This window comes from Burkholderia reimsis, from assembly GCF_003294055.1.
GTDB lineage: Bacteria > Pseudomonadota > Gammaproteobacteria > Burkholderiales > Burkholderiaceae > Burkholderia > Burkholderia cepacia.
Map to the genome: position 1 here is coordinate 208080 of NZ_QMFZ01000008.1, position 20850 is coordinate 228929.

Here is a 20850-nt window from a genome sequence, read left to right on the forward strand (position 1 = left end):
CCGCGCCGCCATACCTATTCATTGAGCGCGCTTACTTGCCTGCGGCAGCCGCGACGACCTTCTGCGCAGCTTCTTCCATGCTGTCCGCCGAGATGATCGGCAGGCCCGAATCGGCCAGCATCTTCTTGCCGAGGTCCTCGTTCGTGCCCTTCATGCGCACGACGAGCGGCACGTTCAGGTTCACGGCCTTCGAACCGGCGATCACGCCTTCCGCGATCACGTCGCAGCGCATGATGCCGCCGAAGATGTTCACGAGGATCGCCTTCAGGTCCGGGTTCTTCAGCATCAGCTTGAACGCTTCCGTGACCTTCTCGGTCGTCGCGCCACCGCCGACGTCCAGGAAGTTCGCCGGTTCGCCGCCGAACAGCTTGATGGTGTCCATCGTGGCCATCGCGAGGCCTGCGCCGTTCACGAGGCAGCCGATGTTGCCGTCGAGCGAGATGTATGCGAGATCGAACTTCGACGCTTCGATTTCAGCCGGATCTTCTTCGTCCAGGTCGCGGTACGCGACGATTTCCGGGTGGCGGAACAGCGCGTTCGAGTCGAAGTTGAACTTCGCGTCGAGTGCGGTGACCTTGCCGTCGCCGGAGACGTTCAGCGGGTTGATTTCAGCCAGCGATGCGTCGGTTTCCCAGAATGCCTTGTACAGGCCTTGCAGGATCGCGCGCGCTTGCGGGATCGAAGCAGCCGGCACGCCGATCTTCGCGGCGAGGTCGTCGGCTTGCGCGTCGAGCAGGCCCGTCGACGGCTCGACGATGACCTTGTGGATCAGTTCCGGGTGCTTCTCGGCAACTTCCTCGATGTCCATGCCGCCTTCGCTCGAACCCATCAGCACGATCTTCTGCGAGATGCGGTCGACGACGAGGCTGACATACAGTTCCTGCTTGATGTCCGCGCCTTCTTCGATCATCAGGCGGTTGACCTTCTGGCCTTCCGGACCGGTCTGGTGCGTGACGAGCTGCATGCCGAGGATCTGGTTCGCGTATTCGCGGACCTGCTCGATCGACTTCGCCACCTTCACGCCGCCGCCCTTGCCACGGCCACCCGCGTGAATCTGAGCCTTCACGACCCATACCGGGCCGCCGAGCTCTTCTGCCACCTTGACGGCCTCGTCAACCGAGAACGCCGGCTTGCCGCGCGGTACCGCGACTCCGAATTTCCGCAGGATTTCCTTACCCTGGTACTCGTGAATCTTCATGCGTGATTCCCTTCAGTCTGAGAGTTGGATGAAAAGTCGCTTTAGACGCTTCTTCGAATGATTTCCGTTCATTCCTTCGTGCTGCCATCACCGGGCAAATCCGGCCGAAGCGGGCCATACCACCGCGGGTAATACTGCCGCACGACCTCGCCGTCGAACCGCAACGCCCGGCAGCGGCCGAGCTGGAAAGGCGGTTCGGCGTGCACGTCGCCGTGATCCGGCCCTTCGCCGCCCTCCTCGCGCACATTCCACACGTCACCGGCGAACGCCTGGATCGCTGCGGTCGGCAGCACGGCGCACAGTTCGGTGAGATGGGAACAGCCTGCGACGCCAGCGAGCAGCCGGTTCGCGTTGCGGCGGAAATTGCGGAAGAGATTGAGCCCGATGAGGGCCCGATAGGCAGGAGGGGCGGATTGACAGTGACCGGGATAGGGAACCCATTCCGAAGACGCTTCGGCGTCGACGACATTGAGGTCACGATCGATAGTCACGCGCAGCCAGAGTTCGTGGATCGGCAGGCCCTGGGGCCGGATGCCCGACGCAAGCGCGACATCGCGCGGCTTGTGGTCGGTCAGGCAGGCTTCGATGTCCCACAAGCCGTCGCCGCGCTCGTAAGCTTCCGCTCGGATTGCGCGTCGATGTCGCAACTGACGGGGCACGGGCTCGGATAGCGGCATGCTGGAGGTTGAGGCCGAAGAGGAAAACCCACGGATTTTAGCATATTGGGTATTTGAGACACTTTGACGCGACGGCGGGTATTCCCGCCTGTCCGGAAGCAGTTGCGTTGCAGCAAAATCGCGCGCCACGCGCGCGATCGGCACGGTCAGTCGTCGATCGGGAAATCGTCGCCGACCTTCAGCAACTTCACGATGGTCGCGCTCGAGAAGCCCCGCGCCGCGAGAAAGCGCGCCTGCTTCGCCCGCTCGGCCGGCGTTTGCGGCAGTGCACCGAATTTCTTGCGCCAGACCGCCTGCGCACGCGCCCATTCGGTCTCGCGAAGCTGCGCGTTGACCTCCTCGACGAGCGTGTCGCCGACCGCATGACGCTTCAGCTCGCTGACGATGCGTGCGACGCCGACACGCGACGCGCGGCGATGCACGAGACTCTCGGCAAAACGCGCATCGGACAGCCAGCCATCCTTCTCCAGCGCATCGAGCACCGGTTCGACGGACTCGTCTTCGCCGACATACGGCGCGAGCTTGCGCGCGAGTTCCGTGCGGCTGTATTCGCGCCTCGACAGATAGCCGAGCGCACGGCCTTTCAACGAACGCGGCGGCTTCGACGACTTGCGCGCGCCGGCACCCGGATCGTCGCCGGAAGCAGCGCTTGAAGCACCGCCCGACGCACGGCGTGTGCGGCGCGGATGCTGGCTGCTGCGCGTATAGACATCTTCCGTCGCAGGCGCCGACGTATCGGATGCGCGATCGCCAGGGAAACTGACACCGGACACGCGACGACGGGAGCGGTCGTGTGCGTCGAACGACTCATCGTCGTCGAACGGATCGTCCGGTGCGGCAATCTCAAACGAAACGAGGGCATCGTCGGATGCCCTCGTCGCGGTGCGGTTCGCGGCATGGCTGCCCGCGATCCGCCGATCGGCGCTCGAGGATCCGGCTCGCCGGCCAGGGCGACCCGCCGCTTCGGGCGCGTCGCTCTCCTCCGGCTCGCCAGCCTGACCTCGGCGCCCGACCATCACTCTTCTTCGTCCACCGCCTCGGCTTCGTTGCCTGCACCATCGGGCATTGCGACGACGCCGAGCGATTCGCGGATGCGGTTCTCGATCTCGCGCGCGATTTCCGGATTCTCGCGCAGGAATTCACGCGCGTTGTCCTTGCCCTGGCCAATCTTCTCGCCGTTGTAGCTGTACCAGGCGCCTGCCTTGTCGACGATCTTCGCCTGCACGCCGAGATCGATGATTTCGCCCTGACGCGAAATGCCCTCGCCATACAGGATGTCGAAGATCGCTTCGCGGAACGGCGGCGACACCTTGTTCTTGACGACCTTCACACGGGTTTCGTTGCCGATCACCTCGTCGTTCTTCTTGATCGAGCCGATCCGGCGGATATCGAGGCGCACCGACGCATAGAACTTCAGCGCGTTACCGCCCGTCGTGGTTTCCGGGTTGCCGAACATCACGCCGATCTTCATACGAATCTGGTTGATGAAGATCACCAGGCAGTTCGTGCGCTTGATCGTGCCGGTCAGCTTGCGCAGCGCCTGCGACATCAGGCGGGCCTGCAGGCCCGGCAGCGAATCACCCATCTCGCCTTCGATTTCGGCCTTCGGCACGAGCGCCGCGACCGAGTCGATGACGATCATGTCGATCGAGCCCGAGCGCACCAGTGCATCGGTGATTTCCAGCGCCTGCTCGCCGGTGTCCGGTTGCGAAATCAGCAGCTCCGGCACATTCACGCCGAGCTTCGACGCGTACTGGACGTCGAGCGCGTGCTCGGCGTCGATGAACGCTGCGGTGCCGCCCAGCTTCTGCAGCTCGGCGATGACCTGCAGCGTGAGCGTGGTTTTACCGGACGATTCCGGGCCGTAGATCTCGACCACCCGGCCGCGCGGCAGGCCGCCGACGCCAAGCGCGATGTCGAGGCCCAGCGAACCCGTGGAGACGACCTGGATATCTTCCGCCGCCTCGCCGTCGCCCATGCGCATGATCGAGCCCTTGCCGAACTGCTTCTCGATCTGGGCAAGCGCGGCGGCCAGCGCCTTGCTCTTCTCGGCGGTCATCCCGGAGCCCTTCTTGCTATCTTCCATGAATCGTCCTTTGCTATGATGAGCAGCGTCTGTCAGAGGCGCGCCCGCTTTCAAGCGCCGCCCACGAATGCAGACACTGTATAAAAAAACAGTGTTTTGTGCAAGCCCGCAATGCAGGCTGCGTTGTACACGAATAACTTCGGAGACAGCCGGCCGGCGCGAACGCCCTGCCGGCCATCGGTCAGCACCATGCGAATTCTCATCGCGGAAGACGACAGCATACTCGCGGACGGCCTCACCCGGTCACTCTGCCAATCGGGCTATGCGGTCGACCACGTGAAGAGCGGCGTCGATGCCGATACGGCACTGTCGATGCAGACGTTCGACCTGCTGATCCTCGACCTCGGGCTCCCGAAAATGTCCGGGCTCGACGTGCTCAAGCGCCTGCGCGCCCGCAATTCCAATCTCCCCGTGCTGATCCTGACGGCCGCCGACAGCGTCGACGAGCGCGTGAAGGGGCTCGACCTCGGCGCCGACGACTACATGGCCAAGCCGTTCGCGCTCAACGAGCTCGAGGCGCGCGTGCGCGCGCTGACCCGGCGCGGTGCGGGCGGCGGCCCGACCGTCGTGCGCCACGGCTCGCTCGCGTTCGACCAGGTCGGCCGCATCGCGTACGCGAACGATCGCGTGCTCGACCTCTCCGCGCGCGAGCTCGGCCTGCTCGAGGTGCTGCTGCAGCGGATCGGCCGGCTCGTGTCGAAGGAGCAGCTCGTCGACCATCTGTGCGAATGGGGCGAGGAAGTCAGCAACAACGCGATCGAAGTCTACGTGCACCGGCTGCGCAAGAAGATCGAACCCAGCGGCGTACGGATCTCGACCGTGCGCGGCCTCGGCTACTGCCTCGAGAAGGCCGCGCCCGCCACGCCGGCCGACTCGGCCGCGCCCCAGCCCGCGGTGGCCGGCACGCCGCTGCGCTGACCCCGGGCGTTGCCGCGATGGCCACGCCGGCCCATACCCGCCACCCGACCGGCGCGCCGTCGTCGGCCGCCGACGAGGCGCGCGACGCGCGCTACGAGAACCCGTTCGCGCCGCCCGACGAAACCGATGCGCCCGAGGCGCCGCGCCCGCGCTCGCTGTTCGGCGAGATCCTCGACTGGATGCTCGCGCCGCTGCTGCTGCTGTGGCCGATGAGCATCGCCGTCACCTACCTCGTCGCGAAGACGATCGCGAACGGCCCGTTCGATCGCGCGCTCGAGACCAACGCGTACGTGCTCGCGCGGCAGATCCATCCGGTAAACGGCGTCGCCGAGCTGACGCTGCCGCAGCAGACGCGCGACTTCCTGCGCGCGGACAACGTCGACAGCGTCTATTTCCAGGTGCTCGGCACCCGCGGCGAACTGGTCGCGGGCGAAGCCGACATGCCGCTGCCGCGCGACGAGGACCGCCCGCCGCCGGGCGTCGTCATGTTCCGCGACGACCTGCTGCGCGGCAACGACGTGCGCGTCGCGTATACGACGGTCGCGCTGCCGCAATCGGACAGCACACAGCCCGTGCTCGTGCAGGTCGGCGAAACGCTGGACAAGCGCAACGCGCTCGCGAACGACATCATCAAGGGCGTGATCCTGCCGCAATTCGTGATCCTGCCGCTCGCGATCCTGCTGGTCTGGTTCGGGCTGTCGCGCGGGCTCGCGCCGCTCAACGCGCTGCAGGCGCACATCCGCGCGCGGCGGCCCGACGACCTGTCGCCGGTCGAGGCGCAGCGCGCGCCGCCCGAGATCGAGCCGCTCGTCACGTCGTTCAACGACCTGCTCGCCCGTCTCGAGCAGAACATGGCGCTGCAAAAGCGCTTCATCGCCGACGCCGCCCACCAGATGAAGACGCCGCTCGCGGGCCTGCGCACGCAGGCCGAGTTCGCGCTGCGCCACCCCGTCCCGCCCGACGTGCAGCGCTCGCTCGAACAGATCGCGACGAGCTCCGAGCAGGCAGCACGGCTCGTCACGCAACTGCTCGCGCTCGCGCGCGCCGAGAACCGCGCGAGCGGGCTGACGTTCGAGCCGGTCGAGATCGCCTCGCTCGCGCGGCGCGCGGTGCGCGACTGGGTGCAGGCCGCGCTCGCGAAACGCATGGATCTCGGCTACGAAGGGCCGCCGGACGACACGCCGCTCGACGTCGACGGCAACCCGGTGATGCTGCGCGAGATGCTCGGCAACCTGATCGACAACGCGATCCGCTACACGCCGGAAGGCGGCCGCATCACGGTGCGCGTGCGCGCCGAGCCCGCCGCGCGGCTCGTGCATCTCGAAGTCGAGGACACCGGGCCGGGCATCCCGGCCGCCGAACGCGAGCGCGTCGTCGAGCGCTTCTACCGGATCCTCGGCCGCGAAGGCGACGGCAGCGGCCTCGGGCTCGCGATCGTGCGTGAGATCGCCACGCAGCACGGCGGCACGCTGACGCTCGACGATCACGTCTACCAGCACGCCCCGCGCCTCGCCGGCACGCTCGTGCGCGTCAGCCTGCCGCTGACCGAAACCGCCCCGGATTAACCCTGACGCGCGCCGCCGCGGCCCGCCCCGATTACGTCAAAATCGACGATTTTGGCGACGTTGAAAGCGCGATAGGCACTCAAAGCCGAAAATTGGACGCAAGTCGACGCACATCCGCTTTGCACACGCGAGTCAGTCCGCCGTAAGTTTCCCTACCAATAATCGTCAACAGGCCCGCCCCACCCAAGGCGGCCGCACACCTACAAAGGGACTTGGAGACGACTCATGGCAACGTTAGGCGGGCAAATTTCGCACGCGCCGATGACGGGCGAAGAGAAGAAGGTGATCTTCGCGTCGTCGCTCGGCACCGTGTTCGAGTGGTACGACTTTTACCTGGCCGGCTCGCTCGCGGCCTACATCAGCAAGAGCTTCTTCTCCGGCGTCAACCCGACCGCCGCCTTCATCTTCACGCTGCTCGGCTTCGCGGCCGGCTTCGCGGTGCGGCCGTTCGGCGCGATCGTGTTCGGCCGCCTCGGCGACCTCGTCGGCCGCAAGCACACGTTCCTCGTGACGATCGTGATCATGGGCGTGTCGACGTTCGTGGTCGGCTTCCTGCCCGGTTACGCGTCGATCGGCATCGCCGCGCCGGTGATCTTCATCGCGATGCGGCTGTTGCAGGGTCTCGCGCTCGGCGGCGAGTACGGAGGCGCGGCGACCTACGTCGCCGAACACGCGCCGGCCAATCGTCGCGGCTTCTACACCGCGTGGATCCAGACGACCGCCACGCTCGGCCTGTTCCTTTCGCTGCTCGTGATCCTCGGCGTGCGCACCTTCATCGGCGAGGAAGCGTTCGGCAGCTGGGGCTGGCGCGTGCCGTTCGTCGCGTCGATCCTGCTGCTCGCGGTGTCGGTGTGGATCCGGATGCAGTTGAACGAATCGCCGGTGTTCCTGCGCATCAAGGCGGAAGGCAAGACGTCGAAGGCGCCGCTGACCGAAGCGTTCGGCCAGTGGAAGAACCTGAAGATCGTGATCCTCGCGCTCGTCGGCCTGACCGCCGGCCAGGCCGTCGTGTGGTACACGGGCCAGTTCTACGCGCTGTTCTTCCTCACGCAGACGCTGAAGGTGGACGGGGCGAGCGCGAACATCCTGATCGCGATCGCGCTGCTGATCGGCACACCGTTCTTCCTGTTCTTCGGTTCGCTGTCGGACAAGATCGGCCGCAAGCCGATCATCCTCGCGGGCTGCCTGATCGCGGCACTGACCTACTTCCCGCTGTTCAAGGCGCTCACGCACTACGCGAACCCGCAGCTCGAGATCGCCACGCAGAAGGCGCCGATCACGGTCATCGCCGATCCGGCCGCCTGTTCGTTCCAGTTCAACCCGGTGGGTACGTCGAAGTTCACGAACTCGTGCGACATCGCGAAGAGCGCGCTCGCGAAGGCCGGCCTGAACTACGAGAACGTCGCGGCACCGGCCGGCGCAACGGCCGAGATCAAGGTGGGCGACACGGTGATCCCGGCCTACGAAGGCAAGGTGGCCGACGCGAAGGCGCAGGGCGCGGCGTTCGACAAGACGCTCGCGTCGACGCTGAAGGCGGCCGGCTACCCGGCCAAGGCGGACCCGGCGCAGCTCAACTGGCCGATGACGATCGTGATCCTGACGATCCTCGTGATCTACGTGACGATGGTCTACGGCCCGATCGCCGCGATGCTGGTCGAGATGTTCCCGACGCGAATCCGCTACACGTCGATGTCGCTGCCCTATCACATCGGCAACGGCTGGTTCGGCGGCTTCCTGCCGGCCACCGCGTTCGCGATCGTCGCGGCGAAGGGCGACATCTACTCGGGCCTCTGGTATCCGATCGTGATCGCGCTGGCGACGTTCGTGATCGGCCTGCTGTTCGTCAAGGAGACGAAGGACTCGAACATCTACGCGCAGGATTGAAGGTGAAGGGCGGGTTGTCGTTTGCCGGACGCGGGTTCCGGCGACCGACACCTCGCCCCACGGCGAGGCCGGCACGGGCCGCCGGCAACTTTTTTCGCGGAAGATGAAAAAAGGTGTTGACAGCCCAAGCGTCGATCTACATAATTCAAGTCTTCGGCGAATTAGCTCAGTCGGTTAGAGCGACGGAATCATAATCCGCAGGTCCGGGGTTCGAGTCCCTGATTCGCCACCAAATGCAGAAAGGGCTCAGCGCAAGCTGGGCCCTTTTTCTTTGCTCCGCAAACGCAGACGCGCTCCGCAATCCTTTACCGAATACTGGCGAAGCTCACTCGGAACTACGAGATGCCTCGCACCAATCGGACGAGGGATCATCTCGAAAAATCAAAGCTCGCCACCCTCGTCCTCGTCCACTTCCGTGTAGATGTCCAAGCAATCGAGCACTCGGACCGACTCAACTTCATTGGATCGCGACAGCTTGCGATGCAGGCTATCCGGCAAGCGTCGCTTGCGCAAATAGCCATAAATCAACTCACGTTTATCAGGGTTCAGCGCGTACTTCTTCTTGGAGTTACTGATCTTGTAAACCACGATCTCCTCCTGGAAGAGCGTGTTCAGCACGTGCGGCACCCGCCCACTGTATTTATCATCGATGCCGCGACCCTTCGGAATGTCGCTCGACCACATATACCCCTTCGAGTTTCCCGTCCACATGTGCTCCTGATCCAGCTTGCGCATCAGGAGAAAAGCCACGACAACGTCGAGGGCTTCGTGCGGCTCGCCGCCTTGATGGCGCCGGCAAACGTCGGCGATTGAAGCCCTCAGGCCGTCAATCTCGTACGCCTCACAAACAACAACTGGCACAAAACCATCGAGCTTTTCACGCACCAGCTCAACGGTCTTGTTTTGCACCGGGCGAATTAACAAGACCGGCCCAGGAGTCTGACGGACAACAGAACAGAACTCCCGAACATTAAGCGACGAGTTGCGCTCATAAATGGTCGCTTTGATCACCCAACCGCCGTGCCCATCCGGTTCTCGCACGCAAAGCTCAACCAAAGCCGCGGCATCGCCGGCATATTGGTTAGCAGCATGACCTATGTAAACGACTGGCATCGCGCGTTCCTTTGACTCGCGCTAAATTAGCGCGTCTTAGCCTGGGAAAGCGCGGACAGCATCACTCCTGCGGGAATTGGAATTTCCAGAAGCCTTTCGAGCGGCAGCGTCGAAATCGCCAACAGAATGGCCTCACGAAGGCCCTCGCCACCAAGTACAGGCGCCGATTGAACACTCGGAAGCGCATCCCCCACTTCCTGCTGCCGAGGGCGCGCAGCCCCCTGGAATCCTCGCTCCACCGGCAACGAGTGCTGCGTCAACCACTCTTGAACGCGCGTCGACACCTTCGCAGAACGAAAGCGATTCCACATCCGCGCAATATTTTCGTCCTGCCCCCGAAGCGCCTGGAAGAATGCGTAAGGGTGCCACCCCTCAGTCGCCAGAGTCTGCTCTGCCCCCGCGACATTTTGTCCGTCAGCAGTAGCGAGGAAATCTCGCGCCCACTCGCGCTGCTCGTCCGTAGAAATCGGGACAATCTCCACCCAATCGTCTGCCGGCGCCGGCGCGATTTCCAGCCCCGAGCGGATCAACCCGTTGACGCGATGCATAAAGCGCCGACCGCTCGGCGAAGGCAGCACAAAAGCTTCCCAAACCGACTTTCGCAGAGGATTAAAGACTTCGATAGCAGGGACATCTCCGACCGGCGACTCGCCCACTGGCGAAACCGCCAGAGCGCCCTTTGCGGTCTCAAATGTCTTGAGATGGGGCCGAACCCTCGTATCAGCCAAAAGCTCACCGAGAGTGCGCTTGCCGAAGGTTTTCCAGGTGACGTCCGGCGACGCCTGCCGGAGCATATTGCCCAAGGCCGCAGCCGTAACGGAGCGGGTCCCGGGATTCATATTTTTTGTTACGGTCTGGACCAGGAGGTCCAAGTATTCTTCGAAAGTCATCTTTGGCCCTTGAAAGCAGAAAGCCCCTTAGGAATTTCCTAAGAGGCCGTTGTCTTGGACTGCTTTTGCAGGGGGCGAGAAGATCTAGGGCGCAATTGCGCAATTATCTAAGTCATACGTAGTAGCCGCCTGCATGCGGCCCGCGACTCAGAACCCAGTCATCTGGACTTTCAGGTCCCACCACCCGATAGGCATTACACCAATCTTTCCCCCACGGTTTCCCGTGCAGCGGCAGTAGGTCTTCAGTGGGACGGATTTTGTGCGATTCCCCGCGACTTGTCAAGCGTTGCCTCCCTGCTCCAGACAACCAGCACGCAGCGCTCATCGGCCGAGCGCCGCTCAGTCAGCAATCACGCGCCAGCTCTGAGATGTCCGACCATGACCGAAATAAACTCTTCCGTCGTGATCTCGCCGGCAACCAAACGTTCCTTCTGAGCCTCCTCAAATTCACCCGGCTCGTACCCCTCCAACCGCGAAATTGCGTCCGCCCGACGAAAGTGCTCCCGCAACTCGCACTGTCGCTCAATCGAATTCAGCTTTTCCGCCATATCACCCTCACTTCGTCGGATCGACCTTATCACCCTTGCGCTCGCGCACGTAGTGCTCGGTCATCGCAAGCGACTTGTGCCCCAACTGACGCTGCGCCGCTCGCATATCGCCGGCCAACTCGGTTTTATCTGTCCCCGCTTTTGCCCGAAGATCCCGAAACTGGAACGAATCTTTCGGCACACCGGCCAATGACCTGCCCTGGAATTTTCGGACCAGTTGAAACTTGAGAGAATGGCTTCCAACGGAGAAAAGGAAGTCATGAAGAAGAGCCGGTTTACCGAAGAACAGATGGTCACCATCCTGCGCGAGGCGGACAAGGCGCCGGTCGCGGAAGTTGCGAAGAAGCACGGGGTCAGCGAGCAAACCATTTACAACTGGCGACAACATTTCGGCGGGCTGGAGGCTGCCGACGTGAAGCGGCTCAAGCAGCTCGAGCAAGAGAATGCGCGGCTGAAGAAGATGCTGGCCGAGCGCGATCTCGAGCTGGACGTGATGAAAGAGATCAACGCAAAAAAGTGGTGAGCGCGCCCGCCCGACGCCAGCAGGTCACCTACGCGAAAGCACGGGGCCTGTCGGAGCGACGTGCGTGCGCGCTGATGTCGGTCGCCCGATCGGCGCTGCATTACGAATCGACGCTGGCCGTGCGGGACGCGCCGGTGCTGGCAGCGATGAGCATTCTGTCGGCGCAATATCCGCGTTATGGTTACCGCCGCATCCAGATCTTTCTGGAGCGGCAAGGTCATCTTTGGTCATCGGCCTGACGGGGCCAGTCGCAATGCTGCTGCCGTGGGATTTCTGCGCGGAAAATTTTGTCGCCCCTGCGTCCCGATGTTGAAGTGCAGTCCGTTACGACTTGGCCACGAGACCAGCAACCTTGGCAAAGGTTTCGGCAAACCTATCTGACGCGGGCTTCGTCGCCGTCCAGTAAGTCGTCCAACGTATCATTTTGAGGTTCCGGATAAGTGCCGCAATAGCAGACGGCTCGGCATCAAGCATGTAGAGCTTGCGCAACGTCTCCTCTCTCGGTCGCTTACCGTCTGGTAACGGCCTCGCAGCAAGGAGATACACCTTGGTGGCATCGTCGAGGTAGCTCTTGCAGTGAGCGTTAATTGCCTTGCTCTCGCCCTTGATTACAGCGACTTTCGCTTCCAACGGAATAGACGCCGGAATCATCCCATTCAGCTTGCTTAGGAAGTCGAGAAGGACAAAGGCGGGGCCTCCGGCGGCTCCACCTAGGCCGAGCTCCGCTCGAATGGCCTGCTTGTCGCCTTCGGTCAGCCGCACCTTGAAATCGCCCGCGATTTTGTGGTTCCCCAGCAGTTTGAATCTCAGCATCTTCTGGGTATTGGCGAGGAGTATAAACATCTCAAGCGCGCCCCACACTATGCGCCCCGCCGAGTCTGTCGCCATGAACAGCAGAAAGACGAACTTACCCTTGCCTTCTGCGAGTGCAAAGGCAATGGATGGTTCGTGCCGGTTGACCGCCTCCAGGAAAGCTGGGTGCAGCCCTTTGAAGTTGAAGTCCATCGTCAACGCATTGTCCTCCTATAAGCGGGAACGGGAGGCATAAACTAGTGCTGATTCACCGCTCCTATATCGGCAGATATTCAAAAAACTTGCGGCGCCTGACAAGGACCACACACCGTTCAACATCCGTCTCCAGCCAGATTTCTGCGCAGAAATAAGGAAGTTTTCGTCTATCAGACGCATCTCCTATCCGAGATGAGGGAGCAATCACCTGCGGGGTCTCAGCAAAACGCGTAGACCGCCAATCCTTATGCTGCCGGCCGCAGTACCTCGACGAGGTGCTGCAATTTCTGAAGCAACTCGTCAAAGGTGATAACTAGCACAAACCTGAGACTATTCCGGAACAGTTCGAACGACTTCTGCTGTGCCCTGTCGGTGAGGTTTCTTCCTGCGATGACTACCCCATTAATTGCGTAGGCCTCTAACGACAAATCCTGTGAACTTTCCTTTAGTAGGGGCAAGTTCTTTTGCAGATTGTGTGCCTGGTCGAGGACCTGATTAACCGCCCCCGACAGCTCTCGGCTCGGCGCATAAACTTGGCTCCGATAAGCTGCCTTTTCGAGTAGTGCAGTTTTCGGCGTTTTAATTTCAACCAGACCAAGGTTGCCGGTTGCGGCGGCCTTCATAGCAAAATCGCTAATCTTGTCACCTGAACCATCGAATTTTCTGCCTCCGACAGAAAATTGTTCACCAACCTTCACCACTGGGAATCCAAACGCGAGCCTTAGAACAAACTGATTGTCACGGAAGAATTCCTGCCAAGCCGCTTCGTTCAACTGCTTCGAAAGCATCTCCTGCATTCTTTCAACTAGCGCTTCTAGGCTAACAATTTCGATTTCGTGCGATAGCGCCAGCAACTGTGCTGCATTTGATTGGTTCAGTTGCTTGCATGCGCTTGTCACAGTGGCGACTACCGCCTGCCGGTCAGCTGCGGACAGCGGAACGTCTTTGGGTGATGTCGCGCCGAGTGCCTGAACAATAGAGTCCTTTCGATATCGAGGACTCTTAATCGGATATTTCTTTGCATCGACAGAATTGAGCAGTGTGTTGCTTACATATGCAACCTTCTCCGAGCTTGCAACCTGCAACGCCTTTTCGTGTGCGCGATTGACTGCCTTTCGCGTTTCATCGAATAGCTTTGCAGAAATCGAATATGTCGAGCCTTTGTAAGTCGGGGACTCGCCTTTCCCCTTGAAAATCATTAGTGTTTTGACACCGCTAAGTTCTTCAACCGCATCGGTGATGAATCGAAGGTCGTAGTTCAACCCCAACCCGAAATATGGGTCCCGAACAAATCCCGATGGCAAATCTCGGAAAAATTCCTTGATGTCGTCCAGGTTCTGAGGCCAAGTCACGTCATCGTTATCACCGTCGTCATCGTCGAAGGCAAACCAACCGGGGATAGTTCGAAAACCGGAAAACGTAATTGCGCGAAGGCGGTCGTACTTTGGCTGCAAGAAGGACGGGCTTGCTGCGTTCGTATTCAGTGGATAGGTCGAGACTATCTTTTTTTCACCGTCCCCATCAGCCAGCAACAAGGCCCCCTTGGGTGCAACGAATCCGTCAATCCACTGCTTGGCAATGTCGATAGCTTTTTTCGAGGGCTTATATTTGAGCTCCCACCTTGCTGTGTTAAGCTTCTTAAGAATTAGCTCTGCACCATCCTCTTCAGTTGCAACATTTCCCGTTCGAAAGCGATTTATCGGCATCGTACTTTTTCCTTCTTGTTCATTATTTGAGCAATGTCGGAGATGTTACCTAGGAATACCACCGCAGCCCCCTACAAGCAGCAGTCGAGGTGCTCGGTCGTCTAGCCACAAGCCGCGAACGCCGTGACACGACTATTGCAGGCGTTCAATGGCAAGAACATCGACCAACAATTGCTTCTCATCTTTTGGAACGCCCATTCTGGAATTTTTGCGTGCCGCCGCCACGAGTTCTTGGAGGTATACCGCGTCTTTCCCCAAGCGGACCGTCGCAGAAATTAGTAGCTTCAAGGTGCTCACTGCGGCAACCCGAGGCATGTTGCTCCGAATGTAGGAACGAGCCTTGTTCTCGTCGATGACCACAGATAGCCCCCGCTGTTGAGCTACTACCAATGTCGCGCTCTCCCCCGCGTCTAACCGTTGGCCCAAGGGCGCCTGAATGAGGCTCAGAAAGCTTGAATATTCCTCTTCCCCCATTCTCACCCGTTCAATGAACCCGGCATTCTGAAGAGCCTGTAGTTCCTCGGTGTGGCAGAGCCCAGGAATCGGATGCCGAGAAATCTCGCCGAAAACCTTCTCCTCGACAATGCAAGGCAGGTCGAGCGTACTAAAGACCTCAGCAGCAGCACAGCATCCAAGCAGATTAATGAGAACGCTTGCATCCAGAACAAGCTGCCCGTTAGGCATGTGGTCACGAAACCAGCTCAAGCGTCTCCCCCTGTCCGTCCTGATAGCCTTCATCCAATGCTTTTCGCACCGTCAGTAAGTCAAGCTCCAGCATGGATGCAATCTGCTGCTCGGTCAGCAACTCACGCGCATGGGCAGCCGCAGCCAGCAACATCGTGCGTGCAGTGAACCTTGGCGGCTCCGGCGTAAGGCCAAGCTCATCTCTTACTGCTGCTTGATGCTTCAGGCTGAGTCCGTCATCCTTGAGTCGTTCATAGGTGCCCGGTGGCAGCAGTTTGAGAGCCACCATACGTCGAACTAACGCTTCCATTGACACATTGAAGTACAAGGTCATCGTCAGCAACTCGCGCACAGTGAATCGCCCCACAAGCTTTTTTAGTTCAGCAGCCTTCTTGCGCATAGTAGCCGCCGGCATAAGCAAGCAGCTACCGAAGACGTCGCAGAACCGCTCTTCCCTGTCTTCAAATGAATCATCCTCGAAGTGCACGGTGAGTCCCGACTTCCTTAGAACCGCATGGGCAAGCTCATGCGCTGCAGTAACTCGCCGCCTGTAAATCGGATGTTTCAGGTTGACGAGAACAAAGCCGCCAACCTGCTCAGAGAACGCCATAGCTCCGCTGATGCGCGAAGGCAGAGGTCTCTCGAATACCCGAAGGCCAAGCTCCGACTCCAGCAGGGCATTTAGGTCTTGAATAGGACCCATCCCAAGGCCAAGCCTGGCTCGCACGGCCAAAGCAGCATCTTCCGCCTGCTGTTCTATCGACTCCTCACGCGATAATGGTACAAAGGGGATGTCTACACGAGGTGCTGGCATACCCACCAAGGACTCTAGCTGAACCACCGACGTGGCCAGCCTATTCAGCATCGAAGCTACGAGTCCCTCATCATCTACCCCACCGCGTTGTGGTGCGCTGCTTCGGAACTGGACCTGCATCTCAACCGGCGCAGACCCGTCGTCAAGCAAGTCGATTTCTGAAGCGCCATACAATTCCGCCATGGCGCGCAATTCGTCCATGCTGACCTGACGCTTACCTGCTTCAATGGCTACAACGGTCGTTCTTGCCATGCCGAGTGCATTAGCGGCGGCCTCCTGGGTCAAACGACTAATCGTTCGAGCAGATTTCAGGCGTGCGCCAAGCACTTCGGGTCGAACTTTCAGTTCGAATTCCATTTCAATCTCGTGCGAGTTGTGCCGCCCAAGACGACATCCCGTTGTACTCCAGGAAGCCTGTCCATTCGCGGCTGTGTTGTTCAAGCATTTGGTCTAGCGCCCCCCGCACTTCGCTTTGCGAGCGCCCCAAATATTCTGCGAGACTGGCCGCCTCCGCAGCGACACGATATCGCGCACCAGCACCAGCAAGGTCAGCTAATCGCTGCATGCTTCGGGCCGCGTTGCGTGCGATGTCATGGTATGCCCCGGGAGTGAGCAGTTTGTCGTCCTCGACCATGGCCTGTTCGAGTGACTTCGCATGTAAGTCGGTCACTTTATAGTCGGTCGTGTCCGCGATATTCGCTGCGTGCAATGACATCCGCCGCAGCAAGCAGTTGCCACAGACACCACAATGCACCTTCTTGCGATTACGATTCGCGTGGCGCGCATCATACGAGCAGGAGGGATGTTCAGCTAGCCACGTTTGACTGTCCGGCTGAACTTGCAACAGTTTCCCGAGCACCTGCCCTTTCGTCTGAAACAGCGCGGGATGAACGAAGGTTACGTCACGCCCGCTCAGATGTTTGAAGAACCGTCCGAGACGCGTCGTGAAACCCGGATGACAGCTCCTGTGTGGAGCCTCTGCCCCTAGTCTGACCAACGAGCCACCCAGGCTACCCTGGCCATTCTCAGGAATAACGACCTCACCGCCACCGGACAACACCGCAGCATAAGCTGCCAGTCCGTCGTACAAGAATGGGCGCGTACGGAAACTCTGTTCGGAGTGACTACGCTCACTCACTCTTGCAGAGACCGGGATTGGGACAAGCCTGTGTTTGGCAAGCCGGCCAATCGACTTCAGCGTGCCCTCCACGCTTCCCGACCGCAAGTGGACGGGAATGACATCCATTTCCGTGTCACCCGTCCGCAGCAGTTGGCTTTGTGCGAAGCTATCCAGTCCATGGCTGAACGGAATAAAAACACGACGCCTGTCAGGCGAGTCGAGAAGCGGTCTTTGCCCAGACTGAGCCGGCTTCCTTTTCCTCTTCACGAAATAAAACTGCCATGCATCGCCAGTTAGATACTGGAGGGCGTCCATCAAAGCCGATGCAACTTCGTCGCGCCTCCAAGTAGCAAGTTCGTAGACCGGCACAGTCAACCGGAGTTGACGCGCCCAACCGTTACCATGCTTGCGGCGGACGGACCTGTCAGCGTACTTGACAGCGCCAAGAAGCACCGTCAGGTCACACGAAAGGGGGCTTACTTCCGTAAAGCAAACCTCGTGCAGCAATCCGGCCTGAATGGCCAACCCCTCACCGAGGGGTACTTGTGAATGATTTCCCTTGATGAGAAACGAACCAGACTCGACGACGGTGACGGTGCCTTCGGTCGGAGGCAAGAAATTATGGTTCACGCTCACAGTCCCAGCGGTAGCTCAGTGGATAAGAGTTCGTCGACGGACTTGTTAGCTCGTTTCGGGGGACGGCTGACTTTGACGGAGAAATCACACAGCGTGAAAGCTCGCTCGAGTACGTTTCGCACTTGCCTCGCCTCATCCAGACTATGGGTCGAGGAAATTCGTGAAACCATGTGCTCCAATTGGTCGCGGGCGTGTAGTTCGCCTACCGCGTTGGTTACCTGATTCCGAAAACTGTCCGACATCCCGTGTATCGCCAGCACCCCAAGCGCAATTTCGCAAGTCGTACGTGCCACGACTGAGAGTGGGCCTTCTTGAATTCGATGCAACGCCAACTGCATCTTCTCCTCGCCGTCATCGAAGAGGTCGACATAACTCTCATTTAAAACATTGTCGACGGCCTGCAGGCCCGTGTCGTCGTTGGTTGCTAGGTCACCTTGCACCGTAGCAACAATCAGAGGCGCGAGTTCCTCTGGAGTCCAGCGGTCTTTCGACAGACGCCGAAGTACTCGCCCCCAAGAGCGAGACAATGGAACCGTCTTGTGCAAGTCGTCGCGCATATCGACTTTCCTCCGACAATGTCAGGGACAGTATAGACGACAAAATGACAATGTCAACCAGGCACGAACTCACAGCATGACAATGTCAGATTGGCACAAATGAGTCGGATACGATGCCCATGGCACACCTCAAGGCAGTACGTGGCTTGTCGCGGAATGTCAATTCTGGTACAAAGACCCAGTACAAAGCGTGGAAAGGCGATTTCTCTAAGTCATTGATTAATAATGACTTTCGCACTGAATGTGACTTTCTGGGTCTCCTCCCTGATTCGCCACCAAATGCGAGAGCCGCTGTTTCGAAAGAAACAGCGGCTTTTTCATTTTCCCGATGCCGCGGCAAGTGGCACGGATGATCAAAATTCCCTGCCCGCGACGCGATCGCCACGGCACCTGGTATCTCCGGGTCGCCCCCAATCTCTTCAAGCTGCGCTCAGCACCCGGCGACCTGAACAAATTTCGCATCAATCTCAAGCAAGGCATCATCAACGCCTGTACGCGGTGATACCGAACGGCGCAAGAATCGATACCCCGCGCAATGCCACCCGCCACCCCGCAGTAAGCACACGACACCGCGCTTAGAATCGGTACGTCCAAATTCCCGCTGCATCCGGGCACAACGTCAATGAGAAAACGCCTCGCATGCTTCCTGTCGATTCTGATCGGCATCGCACTCCCGCTCGCCTGCCGGGCCGACCCGCTGCCAGACACCACCGTCGACGGCCTGCATTGGAGATTCGAGCAACTGCACGACACCGGGCACGATGACGATTACGAAGTAGCCGCCCGTCGAGGCGAACAGGTGCTGATCTGGGACAACGGCAAGAACCGGCAAGCTTATGCGGGAGCCGTGTTCCTGCTGGTCTCCGCTCCCTATGACCAGGTGCAGCCGCTCGTGGAGCGCGTGCTGCAACGGACGAGCCCGGTCAAGGCCAGTGCCGATAGCTGGCAGTTGCAGAATTTGCCGGACCCCTGGAGCCATGTCCTGTTGTCGCGCCGGCCGGACCTGCGCGCAGCCATCGCCGACCATGCGACCCTGCCGAAACTGCAGCAGGCGCTGCAACAAGGCGCAATCACCCGGCAGGAACTGGACTGGCGCATGGATCAGGCCCGGGCCCGCGTCGACCGGCTGTTCAGCGGCTCCGGCCTGCCCGCACTGCAACCCACCTACGCGTTCTGGGAGGCCCGCCAGGATCACAGCGACGGCATCACCGGCCAGTACCGCAGCGCGCTGTTCGTCAGGGTGCAGGACACGAGCGCCATATTCGGGCATCCGGCGACGGTCGTTCAGTTCGGTCGCATCGACTCCCGGCCCAACCCCGACTACAGCCTGTGGAAGGCATTGACACTCCAGGACCTGGACGTGTTCAGCGGCAACCGGACGCAATCCAGCAGGACCGGCATCTCCGTCGTCCCGGCCGACGTGTTCACGGCATTGACCGACGCGTTGTCTGCACTGCCGGCCAGGCTGGAAATCGCCACGTCGCCCGCTGCATGGCAGTTGCCCTCGGCACCGTCGATGCCGCCCCCCGCCATCAAGCCGGTGGCGCCGGACCCGAGCGCCCCGGTAATCAAGCCGTCGATCATCCGCTGGGACAAGTTCGTGACCGACCCGTCGCAACGCACGTTGCTGTACCCGCACGACCTCCTCGGCCTGCCGGATGGCAGCCTGCTGTTCAGCGCCCAGGTGGCCGACAACCGCGGCTGGAACGAGTACGTGTGGCGGCTGCGCGCGGCCAACGGCGCGTTGCAGGCGGACGAAATCTGGCATGGCAAGGAGGGGCCGCGACAGATGATGATCAACGGCGACGGCAGCGCCGTCTGGTTCGACGGCCAGCCCGACGCCAAGAGCAAGCCATGCCTGTACCGATACGACATCGCAAGCAGCAAGGTCGATCGTCATGAAGTCGTCTGGCCGAGCGAGACCGATTGGCGAGACCATCAGATGAGCGATATGTCCTGGATTCTCGATGACGATCTGCCGGCCAATTTCTGGCATGACCTGCGGCATGGCGAGAAGGACGCGAATCCGGTCGGCTCCGCGTTCCTGACCGTGCAGCGCCCGGCGTCACCGCCGCCGGGCAACGACGATCCGTGGCCGTTCGTCACGACGCTGTCGTCGGTACGCCAGTCGCTGATGGACGAGATCAGCAACGGCAGCAATGCGCTGATCTGGCCGGTACGCTGGCGGCCTTCCGGGAGCTACTGGACGGTGGATTCGCAAGGGCTCGCCGAGCTGGACGCCCGCACCGGCCGCACGCTGCGTACGATCGTGTTGCCCCGGCGCTTTGGCGCGCCGGATTCCGTCAGCGCCGCCGGCATCGCTCATTGGGCGCCCAAGCCGCTCGGCTCGCCGCAGGGTCAATGGATCGCGACAGGCTTCGAGCTGTTGCTCGACGACGACGGCAGCACGCCACCTCCCGTGAAGGCCCCGGACCCGAAACGGACGCGCTTCGTCGGCATGCACGTAGTGGATCTCAAGAACGGGCACGTACTGTCGCCCCTGCTGGGCGCTGCCGACTCCTTCAAGGCCGCCGCCCGTTCGGCAAACGGTCGCTTCCTTGCGATGGGTACGACCTACAAGGCGGGCGGCTGGCAACATCGCGTGGCACTCTGGGATGTCGCACAAGGCCGCACGCCCGTGCAGCTCGACGCATCGTCGCTACCCAAAAACAGCGAGATCCAGGCGCTGGCCTTTTCGTGGGACGGTTCCGCGCTGTGGGCACTCGGTACGCGCGAACTGATGCTGTGGAAATTGCCCGCCGCACTGCGCGATCGGGCGGGGCATGGCGCTGTTCCGGATCAATCCCGCAACTGAAACCGCGGCATCGACACGCGGCTTTTCCGGGACGCCAACACCGCGGTGACCGGTGGCACGGCCACCCCGGCCGCGCCCCGGCGCCTCACGCCGCCACCGCCCCTCGCT

The 20850-nt window shown here is 60.9% G+C and carries 20 protein-coding genes, 1 tRNA gene and 1 pseudogene; 7 read left to right on the forward strand and 15 right to left on the reverse strand.

Going from position 1 to position 20850, the window contains the following annotated elements:
* Nucleotides 1–31: 31 nt before the first annotated feature.
* The 5 genes from sucC to DPV79_RS42620 all read right to left on the reverse strand — a co-directional run bounded on the left by sucC (nt 32) and on the right by DPV79_RS42620 (nt 4152).
* Complete coding sequence (gene sucC / locus DPV79_RS12755; RefSeq protein ID WP_006477915.1) at nt 32–1198, reverse strand: ADP-forming succinate--CoA ligase subunit beta; 1167 nt, start codon at nt 1196–1198, stop codon at nt 32–34.
* Nucleotides 1199–1266: 68 nt separating this feature from the next.
* A complete protein-coding gene (locus tag DPV79_RS12760) occupies nt 1267–1875 on the reverse strand; it encodes a DUF2889 domain-containing protein (RefSeq protein WP_113045560.1) in 609 nt (202 codons plus the stop codon).
* Nucleotides 1876–2021: 146 nt separating this feature from the next.
* A complete protein-coding gene (gene recX, locus DPV79_RS12765; protein ID WP_113045561.1) occupies nt 2022–2891 on the reverse strand; it encodes a recombination regulator RecX in 870 nt (289 codons plus the stop codon).
* On the reverse strand, nt 2891–3961 hold the full coding sequence (gene recA, locus DPV79_RS12770) for a recombinase RecA (protein ID WP_021160193.1): 1071 nt from the start codon (nt 3959–3961) through the stop codon (nt 2891–2893). Before recA ends, recX begins: the two co-directional genes overlap by 1 nt.
* A 50-nt stretch (nt 3962–4011) precedes the next feature.
* The gene (locus tag DPV79_RS42620; protein ID WP_153488778.1) at nt 4012–4152 is read right to left on the reverse strand and encodes a hypothetical protein; all 141 of its coding nucleotides are present in this window, start codon (nt 4150–4152) and stop codon (nt 4012–4014) included.
* On the opposite strand from DPV79_RS42620, the gene DPV79_RS12775 reads away from it, so the two are divergent.
* The 4 genes from DPV79_RS12775 (at nt 4151) to DPV79_RS12790 (ending at nt 8560) form a co-directional block, all read left to right on the forward strand.
* Nucleotides 4151–4879 carry a response regulator transcription factor gene (locus DPV79_RS12775; protein ID WP_113045562.1) on the forward strand — a complete coding sequence of 243 codons (729 nt, stop codon included), beginning with the start codon at nt 4151–4153 and terminating at the stop codon, nt 4877–4879. The genes DPV79_RS42620 and DPV79_RS12775 overlap by 2 nt on opposite strands.
* 17 nt (nt 4880–4896) lie before the next feature.
* Nucleotides 4897–6444 (forward strand): sensor histidine kinase, encoded by a 1548-nt coding sequence (locus DPV79_RS12780; protein ID WP_113045563.1) that lies wholly within the window; start codon nt 4897–4899, stop codon nt 6442–6444.
* A 225-nt stretch (nt 6445–6669) separates the two neighbouring features.
* Nucleotides 6670–8328 (forward strand): MFS transporter, encoded by a 1659-nt coding sequence (locus DPV79_RS12785; protein ID WP_060069792.1) that lies wholly within the window; start codon nt 6670–6672, stop codon nt 8326–8328.
* Between the two features lie 155 nt (nt 8329–8483).
* A tRNA-Met gene (locus tag DPV79_RS12790) sits at nt 8484–8560 on the forward strand.
* A gap of 149 nt (nt 8561–8709) precedes the next feature.
* On the opposite strand, the gene DPV79_RS12795 is transcribed toward DPV79_RS12790, so the two are convergent.
* From DPV79_RS12795 to DPV79_RS12810, 4 genes are all read right to left on the reverse strand, one after another.
* Nucleotides 8710–9441 carry a hypothetical protein gene (locus tag DPV79_RS12795; RefSeq protein ID WP_133295641.1) on the reverse strand — a complete coding sequence of 244 codons (732 nt, stop codon included), beginning with the start codon at nt 9439–9441 and terminating at the stop codon, nt 8710–8712.
* Nucleotides 9442–9467: 26 nt separating this feature from the next.
* Nucleotides 9468–10331 carry a hypothetical protein gene (locus DPV79_RS12800; RefSeq protein ID WP_113045565.1) on the reverse strand — a complete coding sequence of 288 codons (864 nt, stop codon included), beginning with the start codon at nt 10329–10331 and terminating at the stop codon, nt 9468–9470.
* A gap of 350 nt (nt 10332–10681) precedes the next feature.
* Entirely contained in the window at nt 10682–10879 is a 198-nt protein-coding gene (locus DPV79_RS12805; protein WP_113045566.1) for an antitoxin VbhA family protein, read from the reverse strand.
* Between the two features lie 7 nt (nt 10880–10886).
* Nucleotides 10887–11060, reverse strand: coding sequence for a site-specific integrase (locus tag DPV79_RS12810; protein WP_244321742.1), 174 nt, complete (start codon nt 11058–11060; stop codon nt 10887–10889).
* 78 nt (nt 11061–11138) lie between these two features.
* On the opposite strand from DPV79_RS12810, the pseudogene DPV79_RS12815 reads away from it, so the two are divergent.
* Nucleotides 11139–11623 (forward strand): annotated as a pseudogene (locus tag DPV79_RS12815) (IS3-like element ISBp1 family transposase); the annotation flags it as partial.
* A 103-nt stretch (nt 11624–11726) separates the two neighbouring features.
* Here DPV79_RS12815 and DPV79_RS12820 read toward each other — a convergent pair.
* The 6 genes from DPV79_RS12820 to DPV79_RS12845 all read right to left on the reverse strand — a co-directional run bounded on the left by DPV79_RS12820 (nt 11727) and on the right by DPV79_RS12845 (nt 17927).
* The gene (locus tag DPV79_RS12820; protein ID WP_113045567.1) at nt 11727–12407 is read right to left on the reverse strand and encodes a hypothetical protein; all 681 of its coding nucleotides are present in this window, start codon (nt 12405–12407) and stop codon (nt 11727–11729) included.
* Between the two features lie 248 nt (nt 12408–12655).
* Nucleotides 12656–14116, reverse strand: coding sequence for a Shedu immune nuclease family protein (locus DPV79_RS12825; protein ID WP_113045568.1), 1461 nt, complete (start codon nt 14114–14116; stop codon nt 12656–12658).
* Between the two features lie 132 nt (nt 14117–14248).
* On the reverse strand, nt 14249–14821 hold the full coding sequence (locus DPV79_RS12830) for a PIN domain-containing protein (protein ID WP_133194319.1): 573 nt from the start codon (nt 14819–14821) through the stop codon (nt 14249–14251).
* Nucleotides 14805–15971, reverse strand: a complete 1167-nt coding sequence (locus DPV79_RS12835) for an XRE family transcriptional regulator (RefSeq protein WP_113045570.1) — start codon at nt 15969–15971, stop codon at nt 14805–14807. The genes DPV79_RS12830 and DPV79_RS12835 overlap by 17 nt, the downstream gene beginning before the upstream one ends.
* A 1-nt stretch (nt 15972) precedes the next feature.
* Entirely contained in the window at nt 15973–17364 is a 1392-nt protein-coding gene (locus DPV79_RS42055) for a hypothetical protein (RefSeq protein WP_133295642.1), read from the reverse strand.
* 2 nt (nt 17365–17366) lie between these two features.
* Complete coding sequence (locus DPV79_RS12845) at nt 17367–17927, reverse strand: hypothetical protein (RefSeq protein WP_113045572.1); 561 nt, start codon at nt 17925–17927, stop codon at nt 17367–17369.
* A 349-nt stretch (nt 17928–18276) separates the two neighbouring features.
* Here DPV79_RS12845 and DPV79_RS42625 point away from each other — a divergent pair, with 349 nt between their 5' ends.
* Nucleotides 18277–18429, forward strand: coding sequence for a hypothetical protein (locus tag DPV79_RS42625; protein WP_155634979.1), 153 nt, complete (start codon nt 18277–18279; stop codon nt 18427–18429).
* Nucleotides 18430–18549: 120 nt separating this feature from the next.
* Nucleotides 18550–20742: a WD40 repeat domain-containing protein gene (locus DPV79_RS12850; RefSeq protein ID WP_113045573.1), complete on the forward strand. Its 2193-nt coding sequence runs from the start codon at nt 18550–18552 to the stop codon at nt 20740–20742.
* Nucleotides 20743–20850 lie beyond the last annotated feature (108 nt).